This is a genomic window from Streptomyces sp. YIM 98790 (assembly GCF_011421595.1).
Classification (GTDB): domain Bacteria; phylum Actinomycetota; class Actinomycetes; order Streptomycetales; family Streptomycetaceae; genus Streptomyces.
Genome location: NZ_WTLH01000140.1, coordinates 1 through 16,332, shown reverse-complemented (window position 1 = coordinate 16,332; position 16,332 = coordinate 1). Strand labels below are relative to the sequence as shown.

General features: G+C 74.5%; 14 protein-coding genes and 1 pseudogene. 6 read left to right on the top strand and 9 right to left on the bottom strand.

The genetic code is table 11. From position 1 onward, the window contains the following. From GQS09_RS20535 to GQS09_RS20525, 3 genes and pseudogenes are all read right to left on the bottom strand, one after another. Positions 1 to 1,049, bottom strand: a pseudogene (locus GQS09_RS20535) (hypothetical protein); the annotation flags it as partial. A gap of 3 nt (positions 1,050 to 1,052) precedes the next feature. Then, positions 1,053 to 2,966, bottom strand: a complete 1,914-nt coding sequence (locus GQS09_RS20530) for an HSP90 family protein (RefSeq protein WP_165988453.1) — start codon at positions 2,964 to 2,966, stop codon at positions 1,053 to 1,055. 100 nt (positions 2,967 to 3,066) lie between these two features. Next, positions 3,067 to 3,981, bottom strand: coding sequence for a hypothetical protein (locus tag GQS09_RS20525; RefSeq protein ID WP_207958071.1), 915 nt, complete (start codon positions 3,979 to 3,981; stop codon positions 3,067 to 3,069). A 596-nt stretch (positions 3,982 to 4,577) separates the two neighbouring features. Here GQS09_RS20525 and GQS09_RS20520 point away from each other — a divergent pair. From GQS09_RS20520 to GQS09_RS20505, 4 genes are read left to right on the top strand one after another with little or no spacing between them, the layout of a single operon-like run. Beyond that, complete coding sequence (locus GQS09_RS20520) at positions 4,578 to 4,688, top strand: keywimysin-related RiPP (protein WP_165988451.1); 111 nt, start codon at positions 4,578 to 4,580, stop codon at positions 4,686 to 4,688. A 24-nt stretch (positions 4,689 to 4,712) separates the two neighbouring features. After that, positions 4,713 to 6,590: a lasso peptide isopeptide bond-forming cyclase gene (locus GQS09_RS20515; RefSeq protein WP_165988449.1), complete on the top strand. Its 1,878-nt coding sequence runs from the start codon at positions 4,713 to 4,715 to the stop codon at positions 6,588 to 6,590. Next, positions 6,587 to 6,841 carry a lasso peptide biosynthesis PqqD family chaperone gene (locus GQS09_RS20510; RefSeq protein WP_165988446.1) on the top strand — a complete coding sequence of 85 codons (255 nt, stop codon included), beginning with the start codon at positions 6,587 to 6,589 and terminating at the stop codon, positions 6,839 to 6,841. The genes GQS09_RS20515 and GQS09_RS20510 overlap by 4 nt, the downstream gene beginning before the upstream one ends. Then, the gene (locus GQS09_RS20505; protein WP_165988444.1) at positions 6,838 to 7,275 is read left to right on the top strand and encodes a lasso peptide biosynthesis B2 protein; all 438 of its coding nucleotides are present in this window, start codon (positions 6,838 to 6,840) and stop codon (positions 7,273 to 7,275) included. Before GQS09_RS20510 ends, GQS09_RS20505 begins: the two co-directional genes overlap by 4 nt. Positions 7,276 to 7,354: 79 nt before the next feature. Here the strand turns inward: GQS09_RS20505 and GQS09_RS20500 are convergent, their stop codons facing one another. Together GQS09_RS20500 and GQS09_RS20495 are read right to left on the bottom strand one after the other, a co-directional pair. After that, complete coding sequence (locus GQS09_RS20500; protein ID WP_165988441.1) at positions 7,355 to 7,753, bottom strand: hypothetical protein; 399 nt, start codon at positions 7,751 to 7,753, stop codon at positions 7,355 to 7,357. 14 nt (positions 7,754 to 7,767) lie between these two features. After that, a complete protein-coding gene (locus GQS09_RS20495) occupies positions 7,768 to 8,154 on the bottom strand; it encodes a hypothetical protein (RefSeq protein WP_165988439.1) in 387 nt (128 codons plus the stop codon). A 169-nt stretch (positions 8,155 to 8,323) separates the two neighbouring features. Here GQS09_RS20495 and GQS09_RS20490 point away from each other — a divergent pair, with 169 nt between their 5' ends. Further along, positions 8,324 to 8,611, top strand: a complete 288-nt coding sequence (locus GQS09_RS20490) for an MW1434 family type I TA system toxin (RefSeq protein WP_165988438.1) — start codon at positions 8,324 to 8,326, stop codon at positions 8,609 to 8,611. A gap of 172 nt (positions 8,612 to 8,783) precedes the next feature. Here the strand turns inward: GQS09_RS20490 and GQS09_RS20485 are convergent, their stop codons facing one another. Then, a complete protein-coding gene (locus GQS09_RS20485; protein WP_165988437.1) occupies positions 8,784 to 11,003 on the bottom strand; it encodes an NADP-dependent isocitrate dehydrogenase in 2,220 nt (739 codons plus the stop codon). Positions 11,004 to 11,181: 178 nt separating this feature from the next. On the opposite strand from GQS09_RS20485, the gene GQS09_RS20480 reads away from it, so the two are divergent. Next, positions 11,182 to 14,490, top strand: a complete 3,309-nt coding sequence (locus tag GQS09_RS20480; protein ID WP_165988435.1) for a UvrD-helicase domain-containing protein — start codon at positions 11,182 to 11,184, stop codon at positions 14,488 to 14,490. 63 nt (positions 14,491 to 14,553) lie between these two features. Here GQS09_RS20480 and GQS09_RS20475 read toward each other — a convergent pair whose 3' ends face one another. The 3 genes from GQS09_RS20475 to GQS09_RS20465 form a co-directional block, all read right to left on the bottom strand. Next, entirely contained in the window at positions 14,554 to 15,669 is a 1,116-nt protein-coding gene (locus GQS09_RS20475) for an LLM class flavin-dependent oxidoreductase (RefSeq protein ID WP_165988455.1), read from the bottom strand. Between the two features lie 123 nt (positions 15,670 to 15,792). Further along, positions 15,793 to 16,083 (bottom strand): hypothetical protein, encoded by a 291-nt coding sequence (locus tag GQS09_RS20470; protein ID WP_165988432.1) that lies wholly within the window; start codon positions 16,081 to 16,083, stop codon positions 15,793 to 15,795. A gap of 4 nt (positions 16,084 to 16,087) precedes the next feature. Further along, positions 16,088 to 16,332, bottom strand: a 245-nt coding sequence (locus tag GQS09_RS20465; RefSeq protein WP_207958070.1) for a hypothetical protein, incomplete at its 5' end; no start/stop codon positions are given.

The following is a 16,332-nucleotide window of genomic DNA, read 5'->3' as shown; positions in this document are numbered from 1 at the left end:
CGGGCGCGGCGGCGGTCGCCCACCGCGGTGGTGCCGTTGCGCCGGTCGAACGCGGCGGCCAGCGCGTCGGCCTCGGGCCCGACGCGGGCGAGCAGGGAGGCCGCGGTCCACTGCGTGCCGGGCGGACCGGCCACCGGGGTGTCGGCGTGGCCGCCGGCCACCAGGCGGTCCAGCAGCACCTGCGCGCCGGTGAGGAAGGCGAGCCGGGACAGCGGCGCGCCGTCCGACGCGAACAGCGCACGGTTCTCGGCGAGGATCTCCAGGCCGCGCGGCTCGTTCCGGCTCAGCGCGCAGAACTCCAGGTGCAGCCCGATCTCCTCGCTCATCCCCGGCTTGCCCCGGGCGAACCGGTAGCCGGTGAGATGGCAGGAGCGGGCCTCGTCGGTGCGGCCCTGCCGCAGCAGCGGGAGCAGCGCCCGGGCCTGGCTGAGGCCGGGCTCCTCCTGGCAGCTCTGCCGGCCGGAGAGCACCGGCCGCCACACCTCCAGGGCGCGCGCGTCGTCGCCCTCGTGCACGTGGTGCACGGCCTGCTGCCGGATCTCGCACGCCTCGCAGTCGCTGAGCCCGGTGCGCTCCCGGGAGACCCACAGGTCGTAGGCGTGCCGGGGCTGCCGCCCGGTGTGCCGGGCGATCTGGTACCGCATGGCGGCCACCGGCTGCATGCCGTGCCCGGCCGCCGCGTAGCGCTCGCGCATCTGGTCGGTCCAGCGCTCGATCACCTCCAGCGGCACGTCCGGCACCTGGAGCAGGGAGCCCGTCACCCATTTGAACCGCCAGAAGACCTGGTGGGCCTCCCATTCGCTGAAGTCTCCGGGGTTGTCGTCCCACATCCGGAGCACGCGGGCGAAGGTCACCGGCGACTTGCGGTGCTCACCGGTGTACTCGTAGGCGGCCATCAGCTCCAGCAGTGCCGTGACCAGCGGCCCGCGGTCCTCGAACTGGCCGGCGGCGTCGACGAGTTCCTCGGCGATGACGGTCCGCTGCAGGTCGTAGGGCCGCTGGTCGTTCTCGCGCAGGGCGTCGAAGACGGCTTCGGGGGTGTCCAGCACGGTTCAGCGCTCCTTCCCGGGTCCGGCGCCCGGTGCTTCCCGGTGGCCGCCCTCCGGCCGCTCCGTGGCGTGCACGGCGTGGTCGAGCAGGCCCAGGAAGGCCCGGTTGAGCAGGGCGCTCTCGGCGGCCCGCAGCGGGCGGCGGGTGAGCAGCAGCGCCTGCCCGTACAGGGCCTCGGCGGTGGTCACCGCCAGCCCGCGCTCCCGGACGGTGGCGGCCCGCCGCACCAGCGGGTTGAGGTGGTTGAGCACCAGCTGGGCGCGCGGCGCCCCGGCGCGCAGCGAGCCGAGGATGTCGGCCCACAGGCCGTCGCTGCGGTCGGCCAGCCCGGCCCGGGTGCGCTCGTGCCGGGCCTCGCGGTTGTCCAGCAGCAGGGCCGGGGCGGTGACCGGCTGGAAGCTGCGCAGCACCACGTCGCAGTCGTGCTCGCCGATCACCTCCCGGGCTATGGCCAGGAACCCGGCCGCGGAGAGCTCGGCGTCCGGGTCGGCGGCGTCCAGGTGGGCGGTGACGGTGGCCGGGTCCAGGTCGGCGACGGCGGTGCCGGGCCGGATCTCGGGGAGCCGGTGCACCAGCTCCCGGTCGTAGGTGTAGCCGCCGTTCACCACGCCCAGGCCGGCCGCGCCGGCGATCGGCGCCACCTGCCGGAACTCCTCCACGCTGCGGGTGACCAGCACCGTGGCGTGGGTGCGGGCGAACTCCTCCAGGGTGACGGTGCCGTCGGTGGTCTCGAACGGCAGCCAGGGCAGCAGCATGCGCAGCAGCTCGTCGTCGTACCGGGCCAGGGCCTTGACGGCGAGGTGGTGGGCGTCGACGAAGCGGTGCAGCAGGGCCGGGTCGCCGGCGGCCAGTCCGGTGAGCCAGTCCCGGATGCGGGCGCCGAGCGCGTCGCGCACCGCGGCCAGGGTCTCGTCCTCGTAGAGCGCCTCGCGGGAGGCGGTGGGGCGCAGCCCGGAGGTGTCCACCACGCAGCGGACGAAGAACGCCCAGTCGGGCAGCAGGCCGGTGGCCTGGTCGGTGAGCAGCATGCCCTTGAGGTGGACCCGGTGCCCGGCGCGCTGGGCGGGGTTGACCGGGGTGGGCAGCACGTGGGCGACGCCGCGCAGGCCGACGGCGGGCAGTTCCAGCTCGATGGAGTCCAGCGGGCGGAAGCCGAACAGGGCGCGGCAGTGCTCGGCCAGGGCTTCGCGGCGGGCCGGCGGCGAGGCGTGGCGGCGCTCCCAGGGCGGGGTCTCGTTGATCCGGACGCTGCCGCCGGTGCGGGCGTCGCTGACGGTGACCTCGTGCCGCAGCAGGCTTCCGTAGTGCTTGGCGAGGGCGATGACCTGCTCGGGGGCGGTCCATTCGGTGCCGTCGGCGCGCGGGGTGAGCCGGACGGTGGTGCCGGGTTCGGGGACGCTGCCGGGCGGCAGGGTGCGCAGGGTGTAGCGGCCGTCGGCGTGGCCGCGCCATTCCACGGGCGGCGCCTCGGGGTGGGCGGCGGAGCGGCTGGTCACGGTGATCTCGTCGGCGACCACGAAGCAGGCCAGCAGGCCGATGCCGAACTGGCCGATGAAGTCCGCACGGGCGGCGGCCAGTCCGGCGCCGTCCAGGGCGCCGTCGGCGGTGCGCTTGGAGCTGCGGCCGATGGTGGCGAGGAAGCTGTGCACATCGGTCTCGGTGAGGCCGGTGCCGGTGTCGGTGACGGTGACCGTGCCGGTGTCGCGGGCGGAGCCCGGATCGCCGGTGCGCACGGTGATCCGGGCGGGGGCGCCGGGCTGGGCGCGCTGCCGTGCGGTGACCGCGTCGACGGCGTTCTGCAGCAGCTCCCGCAGGTAGACACGGGGGCTGGAGTACAGGTGGTGGGAGAGCAGGTCGACCAGGCCGCGCAGATCGACCTGGAAGGTGTGTGCGGTCGGAGGCCGGTGCTTGGTCACCTTGATGAGCCTTCGGGTCGGGGTCGGGGTCGGGGTCGGAGGGCCGCGGTGCGCGGCATGCGGGGCGGGGCCCGGCGGAGGGCCGGCCGGACGGGGCGGGTCAGCGGCCGACCGCGCAGCGCAGCTGCCAGGCGAAGAACAGGCTTGCGTTGGTCTGGAACTCGCGGCGGGGGAGGTACTTCCACGGGAATTCGGTGACGACGCCGCGGATCGCCGAGAACACCCGGCGGGCCGCGGCCTTCTGCCCGGCCACGGCGAGCGCCATGGCGAAGGTGTTGAGCGACTGCACGGCATCGCGCGGGCGGCCGAAAGCGGGGTGCAGCACGGACCGTTCGGCGGCCTCGCGCAGTTCCCTGACGACGGTCGGCGCGCGCAGGTGCCCCTGCATCGGCCAGCGGGTGTCCAGGGCGTGTTCCAGGTGCGCGAGGGCGACGAGTTCACCCAGCGGGCTGCCCTCCGGGGCGGCCAGCATGGAGTCCCGGGCGAAGGCGTGCATCTCCTCGTGCGAGCCGTACCACTTCCTGCAGAGCCCCTGCAGCCGCTGGCGGTGGGCCTCGGGATGGCCGGGGGCGCGCCGCACCGCCGCCTCGAAGCGGTACCGGGCCTGTTCCGGCCCCACCTGCAGACCGCGCCCGCAGGGCACCAGGAAGAGCCAGGGGTCGGCCCAGTCCGGTTCCCGCTCGGCGGCGTCGAAGAGCAGTTCTTCGGCGACGCGCAGCCGCTCGTGGAAGACACGGAACTGCTCCTGCGACACGAGGGCGGCCCGGGCCCCGGTGCGGGCCTCCCAGGCGTGGCGGACCTGGCGGGCACCGGCCAGCAGCAGGGCGAGGGCCGGTTCCGGGTCCTCCGCGGCCACGCGCGGGAGCCACGTCTCCGTGCCCTTGACCCTGGCCAGGGCGCTGAGGATCCAGCCGCGCTCCGCCCCGTCGGGGACGGCGGCCAGCCGTTCCCGCAGGGCGGGCCAGTCGCCGCGGCGGGCGGCGGCGCGCATGGCGCGCAGCTCCGGGTCGCCCATGGCGGGATCGGTGTACGGGAGGACCCAGCGTCCCAGGGCGCCGCGGCCCGTCCGGCCGGCGCCGGCCGTATCGCTTGCCCCGGGTGCTTCGCCCGTGCGGTCTGCGGTCACCACGCCCCCCGTCGCCCGACTGTTCCGTCCGCCTGCCCGGGCGGCGGTCGTCCTCCGGGCAGGTAAAGGTGAATATCACACGCGACGGACAGCACCGGCGGCCGGGGCGGGTCGGGCGGCCGTGCGCGCCCTGCCGCGACCCCGGTGTGCGCTGCCGTGGTGGGGCAGCACGGGCGGCTGGGCGGGGTGCGCCGGTGTCCTCGCCCCCCATCCCGCCGCGCCTCCCTGCCGGATACTGCCGCCCGCCGCCGTTCCCGCAGGTCACCGGCTCGCCCACGGTCTCCTGCCCCGGTCCTGCGCCGCGCCCCGCACCGCCGCGCACGCCCGCAGTGCTCCCCGGAGCCGCCCCCCGAACAGAATATTCATCCCTTATGACTTATTTTCTGTCCTCTTGTCATCGGTCGCGGTTCTCGCTACTTCTGCCGGAATCCCGTTTCGCCGGACGGACCCGGCGGGACGGCACGCCGAGAACAGGAGGTATCACCATGAAGAAGGCGTACGAGGCACCGACCCTGACCCGGCTGGGCAGCTTCCGCCGGAAGACCGGACTGCTCCAGCGGAGCGGCAACGACCGGCTCATCCTCAGCAAGAACTGAAACCGCGGACGGACCGACCTCCGCATGAACCGGGCGCACCACAGCGCCGGGCCGGGCCCCGGCGACGCGCACCTCGTGGTCCTTCCCGACCACCCCGATGCCGCCGCCGCGGCCCGGGCCCTCCGCCTCCCCGGCACCAGCGTGCTGCCGCACCCCTCCGGCCGCCCCTGGCTGATCGGCCGGTGGGCACCCGGCGAACTGGTCGCCGCGGAGGCCGGCCCGGCCGCCCTGGCCCTGCTGGGCTCGCCCCCGTTCGGCCGCGCCGAGCTCGCCCGCCGCGCCGCCCGCCTGCGGGACCTCGCCGAACTGGACGCACTGGCCCGCTCCCTGCCCGGCAGCAGCCATCTGATCGCCGCGCTGGACGGCCGGATCAGGATCCAGGGCACCGCATCCGGGCTACGGCTGGTCTTCCACGCGCGGGTGCACGGCTGCCAGGTGGCGGCCACCCGCGCGGATCTGCTGGCCGCGGCGCTCGGCGCCGCCCCGGCGGCCGAACGGCTGGCCGTGCAGCTCCTGTGGCCCGTCCCGCACCCGCTCACCGAGCACCCGATGTGGACGGAGATCACCGCCGTCCCGCCGGACGAGGCGCTGATCGTCTCGCCGGACGGCCGCAGCACCCGCCGCTCCCGCTGGTGGACCCCGCCCGAGCCGGACCGGCCGCTGGACGAGGCGGCCGGCGAGGTCCGGGACCGGCTGGCCGAGGCCGTACGGCTGCGCACCCGGGGACAGCAGGTGGTCAGCGCCGACCTCTCGGGCGGCCTGGACTCCACCTCCGTCTGCTTTCTCGCCGGCCGCCCGCCGGACGCCCCCCGGCTGCTCGCCGCCACCTGGCCCGGCCGCGACCCGGCCGACACCGATCTGCACTGGGCACGGAAGGCAGCCGCCCGCCTGCCGGACACCGACCACGTGGTCTGGGAGGCCGAGTCCTCCCCCCTGGTCTACACCGGCCTGCTCGGCATCGGGGACCTGCTGGACGAACCCACCATCGGCGTCATGGACCGCGCCCGGGCCCTGCACCACCTGCCGGAACTGGCCGCGCGCGGCAGCCGGGTGCATCTCACCGGCATCGGCGGGGACCACGTGGCCTGGTGCTCCGAGGCGTACTACCACCGGCTGCTGCGCACCCGTCCGCTGTTCGCGCTGCGGCGGCTGCGCGGCTTCCGGGCCCTGTGGCACTGGCCGCTGGGCGGCATGGTGCGCGCCCTGGCCGACCGCCGCCCGTACCGCACGTGGCTCGCCGACGCCGCCCGCAGCCTGCGCGATCCGCCGGCCCCCTCCGTCGCCTCCGGCCTCGGCTGGTCCGTCCCGCCCCGGCTCTTCCCCTGGGTCACCGCCGACGCCGAACACCTGGCCCGCCAGGCGCTGCTCAGCGCCGCCGAGACCGCCTCCCCGCTGCACCCGGACCGCGGCATGCACGCCGACCTGGAGCAGATCCGCGCCTGCGGCCGGATCATCCGGCAGTGGGAGGCCATGGCCGCGCGCGCCGGGCTGCCCATGGCCTCGCCGTTCCTGGACGACCGGGTGATCGAGACCTGCCTGGCCGTCCGCCCCTGCGAACGGGTCACCCCCTGGGCCTACAAGCCGCTGCTCACCACGGCCATGCGCGGCGTCGTCCCGGACGAGTGCCTGCGCCGCGCCAACAAGGCGGAAGCCTCCCTGGACGCCGCCGACGGCCTGCGCCGCCACCGCGGCGAACTTGCCGAACTGTGGACGGACTCCCGCCTCGCCGGACTCGGCCTGGTCGACGCCGCCGCCCTGCGCCGCCTCGCCCAGCGCCCCTCCGCCCCCGGCCTGCGGGAGGCGATCCTCTACTCCACCATCGCGTGCGAGGTCTGGCTCCGCTCGCGCCCCCGCACCCCCTCCCCCGGTCCCCCGCCCGCCGTCCGAAAGGGCACGCCATGACACTCCGCTTCGCCGCCGGCGTCTCCACCGCGGAGACCGACTACGGCACCGTGCTGCTCAACGAACGCACCGGCGACTACTGGGAGCTCAACCCTACCGGCGCGCTGGTCGTCGGCACCCTCCTCGCGGGCGGCGACGAACAGGCCGCGGTGGCCGCCCTCGCCTCGGAGTTCGACGTGACAGCCGAGGAGGCACACCAGGACGTCACCGCCCTGATCGCCGACCTGCGCGCGTCGGAGCTGCTCGCATGACCACTCCCAGCGCCCTGGAACGCCCCGGCGGCGTGCCGCTGCGCCACCGGCTGGCCGCCCGCCTCGTGCTGCTCCCCGCCGTCGTCCTGGCCCTGCTGCCGCCGCACCGCCTGCGCTCCGTCCTCACCCTGCTCCGCCGGGGCGCCGCCCCGGCCTCCGCCGCCCGGACGGCCGCGGCGCGGGACGCCCTGTGCGCGGTGAGCCTGCGCTGCGCCGGTCCGCGCGGCTGCCTGCCGCGCTCGCTCGGCGCGGCCCTGCTGTGCCGGCTCGGCGGCACCTGGCCCACCTGGTGCGCCGGCGTCCGCCGCCTTCCGCCCTTCGCCGCCCACGCCTGGCTGGAGGCCGAGGGCCGCCCCATCGGCGAGGCCGTCCCCGTCGGCTACTTCATCCCCCTCCTGACCGTCCCGCCCCTGCCCGCGCCGCGCCGGCGCTGAGCAACCGGGAGCCGCCGGCGCGAGCGCCGAACCGCCCCCGGGCTCACCGCCGTCGCACAGGACAGCTCTTCGGCGGGCATCAGGAAACCCGGGCGCGCAGGGCGTTGCCGAGGGTGACGTCGTGAGGGAGGCGCTGGAGTTCCCGGGGGTCGGCGGCCACACCGTGCCGTTCGAGGACGGCGGCCAGGGAACGCCAGTGGGCGGCGGCCGTCTGCTCGTGCGTCTCGCCCGCGGCGGGTTCGTCCGGACCGGTCACCGTCCGGGCCGTGGCCTCGATCTCCTCCACCGACAGGTACGCCCGGATGCCGGCTCCGCCGCCGGGCAGGGAGGAACCCCAGCCCCGGTCGTCGAGCAGCACCCGGGTGCGGCCGTCCGCGAGGACCGCTTCGAGCCGGGCGGAGACGGAAAGCTGCCGGTCGTCCGTGGCGGCCGGGTCGAGATCGACGTGGGTGACCAGGCGGATCACGGCAGTGGTCATGACGACTGCCCCGCTCAGCCGGGAGAGCAGACGCTGGTGACCTCCTCGGAGGCGTTGACGACCGGGGTCAGGTCGGGAGGGGCACCGGTGTCGGCGGACTGGCGGACGTTGTCGACGGCGGCCTGGAGCTCCTCGACGGCCTTCACCAGGTCGGCGTTGCCGGTCTGGTCACGGAGTTCGTCGAGGTTGCGGTCGATGGAGTCCAGGGACTCCCGCGCCTCGACCGGGTTCCAGCTCGCGCTCTCCGCGGCCTGCTGGAGCTCGCCCACCGTGTTGGCGATGGTGACGGCCGTGTTGGCGCAGTCCAGGGCGGTGGATATGGCGTCGCAGGAGGTGAGCGAGAACGGGGCGGCGAGGGCCAGCGCGGTGATCGCGAGGCGGGGCGCTCGGCGTCGGGGCATGAGGGTCCTTCCTGGGCGGGCGGGTCCGCCGGTATTCCTGCCCCGGCGCCTGCCCGGCACGCGTGCGGGACGGGGCGGGGGGTGGGGCGCGGGGAGGCGCACCCTGGCGAAGGGTAGCGGAGATGCTCACCCGCTTGGGCGTAGTAAGCGGTCTCTCTAATCTGACCGCATGAATTACTCAGAGGCGCTGAGCGCGCTCAAAGCCGGACGGCGCATTGCCCGCCGTTCCTGGATCGAGCCGGGCAAGTGGGTCTCGTGGAAGCCGGCCGAGGAGGTCACCGCTCCGGACGGCCGGGTGTTCACCCAGGTGGCGCACGCGCTGTTCTGGCGGCCGAACAAGGGCACCACCGAGCCGTGGCTGCCCAGCTTCGACGCCCAGGCCGGGGACGACTGGTACGACGTGGACGCCGAGGACGCGCAGGACGCCCAGGCCGCGGGGGGCTCGCCCGGCACATGAGCCGGGACGNGCACATGAGCCGGGACGGGCGGACGGACACCGGCGGACGGACACCGGCGGACGGACACCGGCGGACGGACACCGGCGGACGGACGGGCGGGGTGGGGCGGCGGTGCGGGGCGGGAGCTGGTGTCTCCCGCCCCGCACCGCGGCACACCGGGCCCGGCAGGGCTCAGCCCAGGAGGGCCAGGGCCTGGTTGAAGGTGGTGGAGGGACGCATCACCGCGGCGGCCTTGGCCGGGTCGGGCCGGTAGTAGCCGCCGATGTCGGCGGGCGAGCCCTGGACGGCGATCAGTTCCTCGACAATGGTCCGCTCCTGGCCGGTCAGGGTCTGGGCGAGCGGTGCGAACGCCCCGGCCAGTCCGGCGTCGTCGGTCTGCTTCGCCAGCTCCTGGGCCCAGTACAGGGCCAGGTAGAAGTGGCTGCCGCGGTTGTCGATGCCGCCGATCCGGCGGGTGGGCGACTTGTCCTCGTTGAGGAAGGTGGCGGTGGCCCGGTCCAGGGTGTCGGCCAGCACCTTGGCGCGGGCGTTCCCCGTGGTCTGGGCGTAGTGCTCGAAGCTCACCGCCAGGGCCAGGAACTCGCCGAGGCTGTCCCAGCGCAGGTAGTTCTCCTTGACGAGCTGCTGCACGTGCTTGGGCGCGGAGCCGCCCGCCCCGGTCTCGAACAGCCCGCCGCCGTTGATCAGCGGCACCACCGAGAGCATCTTGGCGCTGGTGCCCAGCTCCAGGATGGGGAAGAGGTCGGTGAGGTAGTCGCGCAGCACGTTGCCGGTGACCGAGATGGTGTTCTCGCCGCGGCGGATGCGCTCCAGGGAGAAGCGGGTGGCGTCCACCGGTGCCATGATCTCGATGGTCAGGCCCTCGGTGTCGTGCTCGGACAGGCAGGCGCGGACCTTCTTGATCAGCTCGGCGTCGTGGGCCCGGGTCTCGTCCAGCCAGAAGACGGCCGGGTCGCCGGTGGCGCGGGCGCGGGTGACGGCGAGCTTGACCCAGTCGCGGATGGCCAGGTCCTTGGTCTGGCACATGCGCCACAGGTCACCGGCGGAGACCACCTGCTCCAGCAGGACCGCGCCGGAGGCGTCGGTGACCCGCACGGTGCCGGTGGCCGGGATCTCGAAGGTCTTGTCGTGGCTGCCGTACTCCTCGGCCTTCTTGGCCATCAGGCCGACGTTCGGCACCGAGCCCATGGTGGCCGGGTCGAAGGCGCCGTTGGCCTTGCAGTCCTCGATGACGGCCTGGTAGACGCCGGCGTAGCTGCTGTCCGGGATGACGGCGAGGGTGTCGGCCTCCTGGCCGTCCGGGCCCCACATGTGACCGGAGGTGCGGATCATGGCCGGCATGGAGGCGTCGATGATGACGTCACTGGGCACGTGCAGGTTGGTGATGCCGCGGTCGGAGTCGACCATGGCCAGGGACGGGCCCTCGGCGAGCTCGGACTCGAAGGACGCCTTGACCGCCGCTCCCTCGGGGAGGGCGTCCAGGCCCTTGAAGATGGCGCCGAGGCCGTCGTTGGGGCTCAGGCCGGCGGCGGCCAGGGTCTCGCCGTGCGCGGCGAAGGTCTTCGGGAAGAAGGCGCGCACCACATGGCCGAAGATGATCGGGTCGGAGACCTTCATCATGGTGGCCTTGAGGTGGACGGAGAACAGCACGTCCTCGGCCTTGGCGCGGGCGACCTGGGCGGCGAGGAACTCGCGCAGGGCGGCGACCCGCATCACGGCGGCGTCGATCACCTCGCCGGCCAGCACGGGTACGGACTCGCGCAGCACGGTGACCGAGCCGTCGTCGCCGTGCAGGGCGATGCGCAGCGTGCCGTCCTCGGGAACCACGGTGGACTTCTCGGTGGAACGGAAGTCGTCCACGCCCATGGTGGCGACGCTGGTCCTGGACTCGGGGGTCCAGGCGCCCATCCGGTGCGGATGGTTCCGGGCGTAGTTCTTGACCGAGGCGGGCGCGCGGCGGTCGGAGTTGCCCTCGCGGAGGACCGGGTTGACGGCGCTGCCCTTGACCTTGTCGTAGCGGGCGCGGATCTCCCGCTCCTCGTCGCTCTTGGGGTCGTCGGGGTAGTCCGGCAGGGTGCAGCCCTGGGACTGGAGCTCGGCGATGGCCGCCTTGAGCTGCGGGATCGAGGCGGAGATGTTGGGCAGCTTGATGATGTTGGCGCCGGGGGTGCCGGCCAGCTCGCCGAGTTCGGCGAGGGCGTCGTCGATCCGCCGGCTTTCGTCCAGGTACTCGGGGAAGCTCGCGATGATCCGGCCCGCCAGCGAGATGTCCCTGGTCTCCACGGAGACCCCCGCGGTGGCGGCGTAGGCCTGGACCACCGGCAGGAACGAGTACGTCGCCAGGGCCGGCGCCTCGTCGGTGTGGGTGTAGATGATGGTCGAGTCAGTCACCGGATGCTCCGCTCCAGGTTTCGTCCGTCACTTTGCTCGACATCAAGATATCTCGCCGGGGGCGCCGGCGCGCCAGGGGGCCGCGTCGCGCGGCGGCGGGCCCCGGCCGGTCCGGCGGGTCGTTGGCGGGTACAGCCGGGCACGGCCGGCGGGGCAGGGTGCGTGGCATGATGCGCCCGTGCGCTTCCATGCCGATCTGCATATCCACTCCAAGTTCTCCCGCGCATGCAGCAAGGACTGCGATCTGGAGCATCTGACCTGGTGGGCCCGGCGCAAGGGCATCACCCTGGTCGGCACCGGGGACTTCACCCACCCGGCGTGGTTCGCGCATCTGAAGGAGACTCTGGAGCCCGCCGAACCGGGGCTGTTCCGGCTGCGCCGCGATCTGGACCGGGAGATCGACCGCACCCTGCCGGGCGGCGTCGCCGGTGCCGAGGTGCGGTTCATGCTCTCGGTGGAGATCTCCACCATCTACAAGCGCGGCGAGCGCACCCGGAAGATCCACCACCTGGTCTACCAGCCGGACTTCGAGGCCGCCGAGGAGTTCAACCGGCGGCTCGGCAAGATCGGCAACCTGGGCTCCGACGGCCGCCCGATCCTCGGTCTGGACAGCCGTGACCTGCTGGAGATCACCCTGGAGAGCGGCCACGGCAACGGCTACCTGGTGCCCGCCCACGTGTGGACACCCTGGTTCGCGGTGCTCGGCTCCAAGGCCGGCTTCGACCGCATCGAGGACTGCTATCTCGATCTGGCGCACCACATCTTCGCCCTGGAGACCGGCCTGTCCAGCGACCCGGCCATGAACTGGCGGATCTCCGGGCTGGACAAGTACCGGATGGTCAGCAACTCGGACGCGCACTCCCCGCCCATGCTGGGCCGGGAGACCACCCTGTTCGACACCGAGCTGGACTTCTGGGCGGTCAAGCGGGCGCTGGAGACCGGCGACGGCCACCTGGGGTCGGTGGAGTTCTTCCCGGAGGAGGGCAAGTACCACGTGGACGGGCACCGCAAGTGCGGGGTCCGGATGGAGCCGGCCGAGACCCGGGCGCACGGCGGGCGCTGCCCGGAGTGCGGCCGGCCGCTCACGGTCGGGGTGCTGAGCCGGGTGGAGGAGCTGGCGGACCGGCCCGAGGGGTACCGGCCGGAGGGCGCTCCCGGCTTCCTGAGTTTCGTTCCCCTGCCCGAGATGCTGGGCGAGATCCTCTCGGTAGGCCCGAAGACGAAGGCGGTGCGCCGGGAGACGGACCGGCTGACCGCGGCGCTCGGGCCGGAGCTGGCCATCCTGGAGCGGGTGCCGGTGGACGACATCGGGCGCCACTCGCCGCTGCTGGCCGAGGCGGTGGCCCGGCTGCGGCGCGGCGAGGTGATCCGGGACGCGGGGTACGACGGCGAGTACGGCGTCATCCGCCTGTTCGACCCGGCCGAGCTGCGCGGACGCCGCCGGGCGGGGGCGGCGCCGGGCCTGTTCGACGATGCGCTGTTCGACGATGCGCTGGTCGGGGACGCGCCGGTCGGGGACGCGCCGGTCGGCACGGCACCGGCCGCACCCGCCTCCGGACCGGAGCGGGAGCCGGAACCCCCGGCGGCGCGGGTGCCGCTCCCGGCGCCCCGGCCGGAGCCGGTGGCGGCGGTGCCCGGGCCGCGGCGGCCGGGCGGTGCGGGCGCCGCGGCCCGCTCGCTGCTCGACGGCCTGGATCCGGACCAGCGGGCGGCGGCCGAGGTGACGGACGGCCCGCTGCTGATCGTCGCCGGCCCGGGAACCGGCAAGACCCGCACCCTGACCCACCGGCTGGCGCACCTGGTGACCGAGCGCGGGGTGGCGCCCGAGCACTGCCTGGCCATCACCTTCACCCGGCGGGCCGCCGAGGAGATGGGCGAACGGCTGGCGGCCCTGGCCCCGCGCCAGGCCCCCGGGCTGACCATCGCCACCTTCCACTCCCTGGGCCTGGGCATCCTGCGCGAGCAGCACGAGCGGGCCGGGCTGCGGCCCGGCTTCGCCATCGCCGACGAGACCACGCAGCTCGCGCTGGCCGCCGAACGTGCCGGGGGCGGCGGCGAGCGGCGCGCCCGCCGCCTGCTGTCCGCGGTCTCCCGGCTGCGCCGTACCGGGGAGGGTGCGCAGGACGAGACCGTGCGGCGCTGGACGGGAGCCCTGCGCGAGCGCAATCTGGTCGACTTCGACGATCTGGTCGCCCTGCCCGTGGAGCTGCTTTCCGCCGATCCCGCGCTCGCCGCGTCCTACCGCGACCGCTACCGGTGGATCTCGGTGGACGAATACCAGGACGTGGACGAGCAGCAGTACCGGCTGCTGCGGCTGCTCGCCCCGCCGGACGGCAATCTCACCGCGATCGGCGACCCGGACCAGGCCATTTACCGGTTCCGGGGCGCGGATGTGGGCTTCTTCCTGCGTTTCCGGGAGGACTTCCCCACCGCCCGTACCGTGCAGCTCACCCGCAACTACCGTTCCGCGCCGGTGATCCTCTCCGGTGCCACGCAGGCGATCGCGCCGGCCACGCTGGTCCCGGACCGGGTGCTGCGCCCGATGCGGAGCGGCGAGGACGGCGCGGCGGCGGCGATCGGCCTGTACCGGGCGGCCGACGAGCGGGCCGAGGCGTCGTTCGTGGCCCGCACCATCGAACGCCTGCTGGGCGGGGCGTCCTTCCACTCCCTGGACAGCGGGCGGGTCGGCTCGGAGGACGCGCACGGCCCGACCGATCTGAGCTTCTCGGACTTCGCCGTCCTCTACCGCACCGACCGGCAGGCACAGGCCCTGGTGGACGGGCTGACGGTGACCGGGCTGCCGTTCCAGAAACGCTCCCACGACCGGCTGGCCGACCGCCCCGGTGTCCCGGCCGTCCTCGCCCGGCTGCCCGCCGCGGCCGGTGCGGCGCCGGACGCCGGGCCGGTCCCGGTGGCCGAGCTGCTGCGGCGGGCCGCCGAGGACGCCCGGGCGCACGGCGACGACCCGCTGGACGCCGTGGAGTTGCTGGCCCCGCTGGCCGTGCGCTGCGGGACGGACCTGGAGGGCTTCCGCGCGGAGCTGGCGCTGGGCATGGAGGTGGACACCTGGGATCCGCGTGCCGACCGGATCTCACTGCTCACCCTGCACGCCGCCAAGGGGCTGGAGTTTCCGGTGGTGTTCGTGGTCGGCTGCGAGGAAGGGCTGCTGCCGCTGCGGCTGCCCGGCGGCGGACGCCCGGCCGTCCCGGCGCAGGCCGGGGACGCGGCGGAGACCGGGGGCACCGGGGCCGAGGACCGGGAGGAGCAGGACCGGGAGGAGCGGCGGCTGCTGTTCGTCGGCATGACCCGCGCGCAGCGCCGCCTCTGGCTGACCCACGCCGCCGAGCGCACCCGGCACGGCACCGTGCACAGGCCCGCCCGCTCCCCCTTCCTGGACGCCGTCTCCCCCGGGCTCCTGCGCCCGTTGCACGACCGCGCCCCGCGCCGCACGTCCGCCACCGCCGGCACCCAGCTCCGTCTGCTCTGACCCCCGGCCCGGCCGGGCCGGGGCACTCGTGACGGCCGGAGGTGCCGGGTACGGGTGCGGCGGTCAGCGGCTCGGCCCCGAGGGCGTGCCGCCCGTTCCGGCGCGGGCCCGGGCGGCCGCCACGCGGGCGGTGTGGGTGGGGGCGTCCGGGGCGTCGGCCGGGCGGTTCTTGGCGAACTCCTCGCGCAGCACCGGGACGACCTCCTCACCAAGCATGTCGAGCTGCTCCAGCACGGTCTTCAGCGGCAGTCCGGCGTGGTCGACGAGGAACAGCTGACGCTGGTAGTCCCCGGCGTACTCGCGGAAGGTGAGGGTCTTCTCGATGACCTGCTGCGGTGAGCCGACGGTCAGCGGGGTCCGGGCGGTGAACTCCTCCAGCGAGGGGCCGTGGCCGTAGACCGGGGCGACGTCGAAGTAGGGGCGGAATTCCCGTACCGCGTCCTGGGAGTTCCGGCGCATGAAGACATGGCCGCCGAGGCCGACGACGGCCTGCTCCTCGGTGCCGTGGCCGTGCTGGGCGTACCGGCGGCGGTAGAGGTCGACCATCCGCTGGGTGTGGTCCTTGGGCCAGAAGATGTTGTTGTGGAAGAAGCCGTCGCCGTAGGAGGCGGCCTGCTCGGCGATCTCCGGGGAGCGGATGGAGCCGTGCCAGACGAACGGCGGCACGCCGTCCAGCGGGCGCGGGGTGGAGGTGAAGCCCTGGAGCGGGGTGCGGAAGCGGCCCTCCCAGTCGACGGTGTCCTCCCGCCACAGCCGGTGCAGCAGCGCGTAGTTCTCGATGGCCAGCGGGATGCCGTTGCGGATGTCCTGGCCGAACCAGGGGTAGACGGGTGCGGTGTTGCCCCGGCCGAGCATCAGATCCACCCGGCCGTCGGCCAGGTGCTGGAGCATGGCGTAGTCCTCGGCGATCTTCACCGGGTCGTTGGTGGTGATCAGGGTGGTGGCGGTGGACAGGATCAGCCGCCGGGTGCGGGCGGCGATCCAGCCCAGCATGGTGGTCGGCGAGGACGGCACGAAGGGCGGATTGTGGTGCTCGCCGGTGGCGAAGACGTCAAGCCCGACCTCCTCGGCCTTGAGCGCGAGGGTCGTCATGGCCTTGATCCGCTCGTGCTCGGTCGGGGTGCGGCCGCTTGTCGGGTCCGGTGTGACATCACCGACGGTGAAGATCCCGAACTGCATGGCTTCCGCGGTCCCGGTCATCGCTGTCGCCCTCCTCCTCCGGTGGTGAACCGCCGCTCCCGGGCCGGTGCGCGGCCCCGGACAGATGGTTCCATGCGCAACCGGATGCGTTGCGCCCTCCGTCTATTCCACCCTCCCGGAGCGGCCCGCGCTCCCCGGGGCGGGACCACCGGCCCCGCCCGCCGGACCCGCCGGGTCCACCGCCTCCTCCACCCCCGGGCGACGGTCCAGCAGGCCGCCGAGCCGGTGGGCGATGTCCTCGTGCGCGGTGTCCCGGCCGGCGTCCCGGCCGGTGCCGCGCTTTGCGTCCGCGTCCGCGCCGGGGCCGCGTCCGCTCCCGCCGACCTCCTCCACCCGGAACACCTCCACCTCACCGGTCTCGGAGTTGAACCGGAATTCGACCCGCACCCGCACGCGTTCACGCCTCCATCTCGAACCGGACGCTGATGACGCCGTCGTCCTCGGTGACCGTCAGTTGCTCGGCACCGTGTGCGCGGGCATAGGCCACGACCGCGTCCCGGTAGGCGGCGGCCAGCACCTCGTGCACCGGCCGCAGGAAATCGGTGCGGCTGTCGGCCGGCCGCCGCGCCGCCTCCCGGCCGAGTCCGGCCCTGCGCCGCCGCCGCGGACCGGCAAGCCGGCGCCCGGCGTCCCGCAGCGCCT

Excerpts from the sequence above, each read along its gene's own strand:
- GQS09_RS20490 (WP_165988438.1), top strand. The coding sequence starts at position 8,324 with ATGAATTACTCAGAGGCGCTGAGCGCGCTCAAAGCCGGACGGCGCATT.
- GQS09_RS20520 (WP_165988451.1), top strand. The coding sequence starts at position 4,578 with ATGAAGAAGGCGTACGAGGCACCGACCCTGACCCGGCTGGGCAGCTTC.
- GQS09_RS20525 (WP_207958071.1), bottom strand. The coding sequence starts at position 3,981 with ATGGGCGACCCGGAGCTGCGCGCCATGCGCGCCGCCGCCCGCCGCGGC.
- GQS09_RS20495 (WP_165988439.1), bottom strand. The coding sequence starts at position 8,154 with ATGCCCCGACGCCGAGCGCCCCGCCTCGCGATCACCGCGCTGGCCCTC.
- GQS09_RS20475 (WP_165988455.1), bottom strand. The coding sequence starts at position 15,669 with ATGCAGTTCGGGATCTTCACCGTCGGTGATGTCACACCGGACCCGACA.
- GQS09_RS20500 (WP_165988441.1), bottom strand. The coding sequence starts at position 7,753 with ATGACCACTGCCGTGATCCGCCTGGTCACCCACGTCGATCTCGACCCG.
- GQS09_RS20510 (WP_165988446.1), top strand. The coding sequence starts at position 6,587 with ATGACACTCCGCTTCGCCGCCGGCGTCTCCACCGCGGAGACCGACTAC.
- GQS09_RS20505 (WP_165988444.1), top strand. The coding sequence starts at position 6,838 with ATGACCACTCCCAGCGCCCTGGAACGCCCCGGCGGCGTGCCGCTGCGC.
- GQS09_RS20515 (WP_165988449.1), top strand. The coding sequence starts at position 4,713 with ATGAACCGGGCGCACCACAGCGCCGGGCCGGGCCCCGGCGACGCGCAC.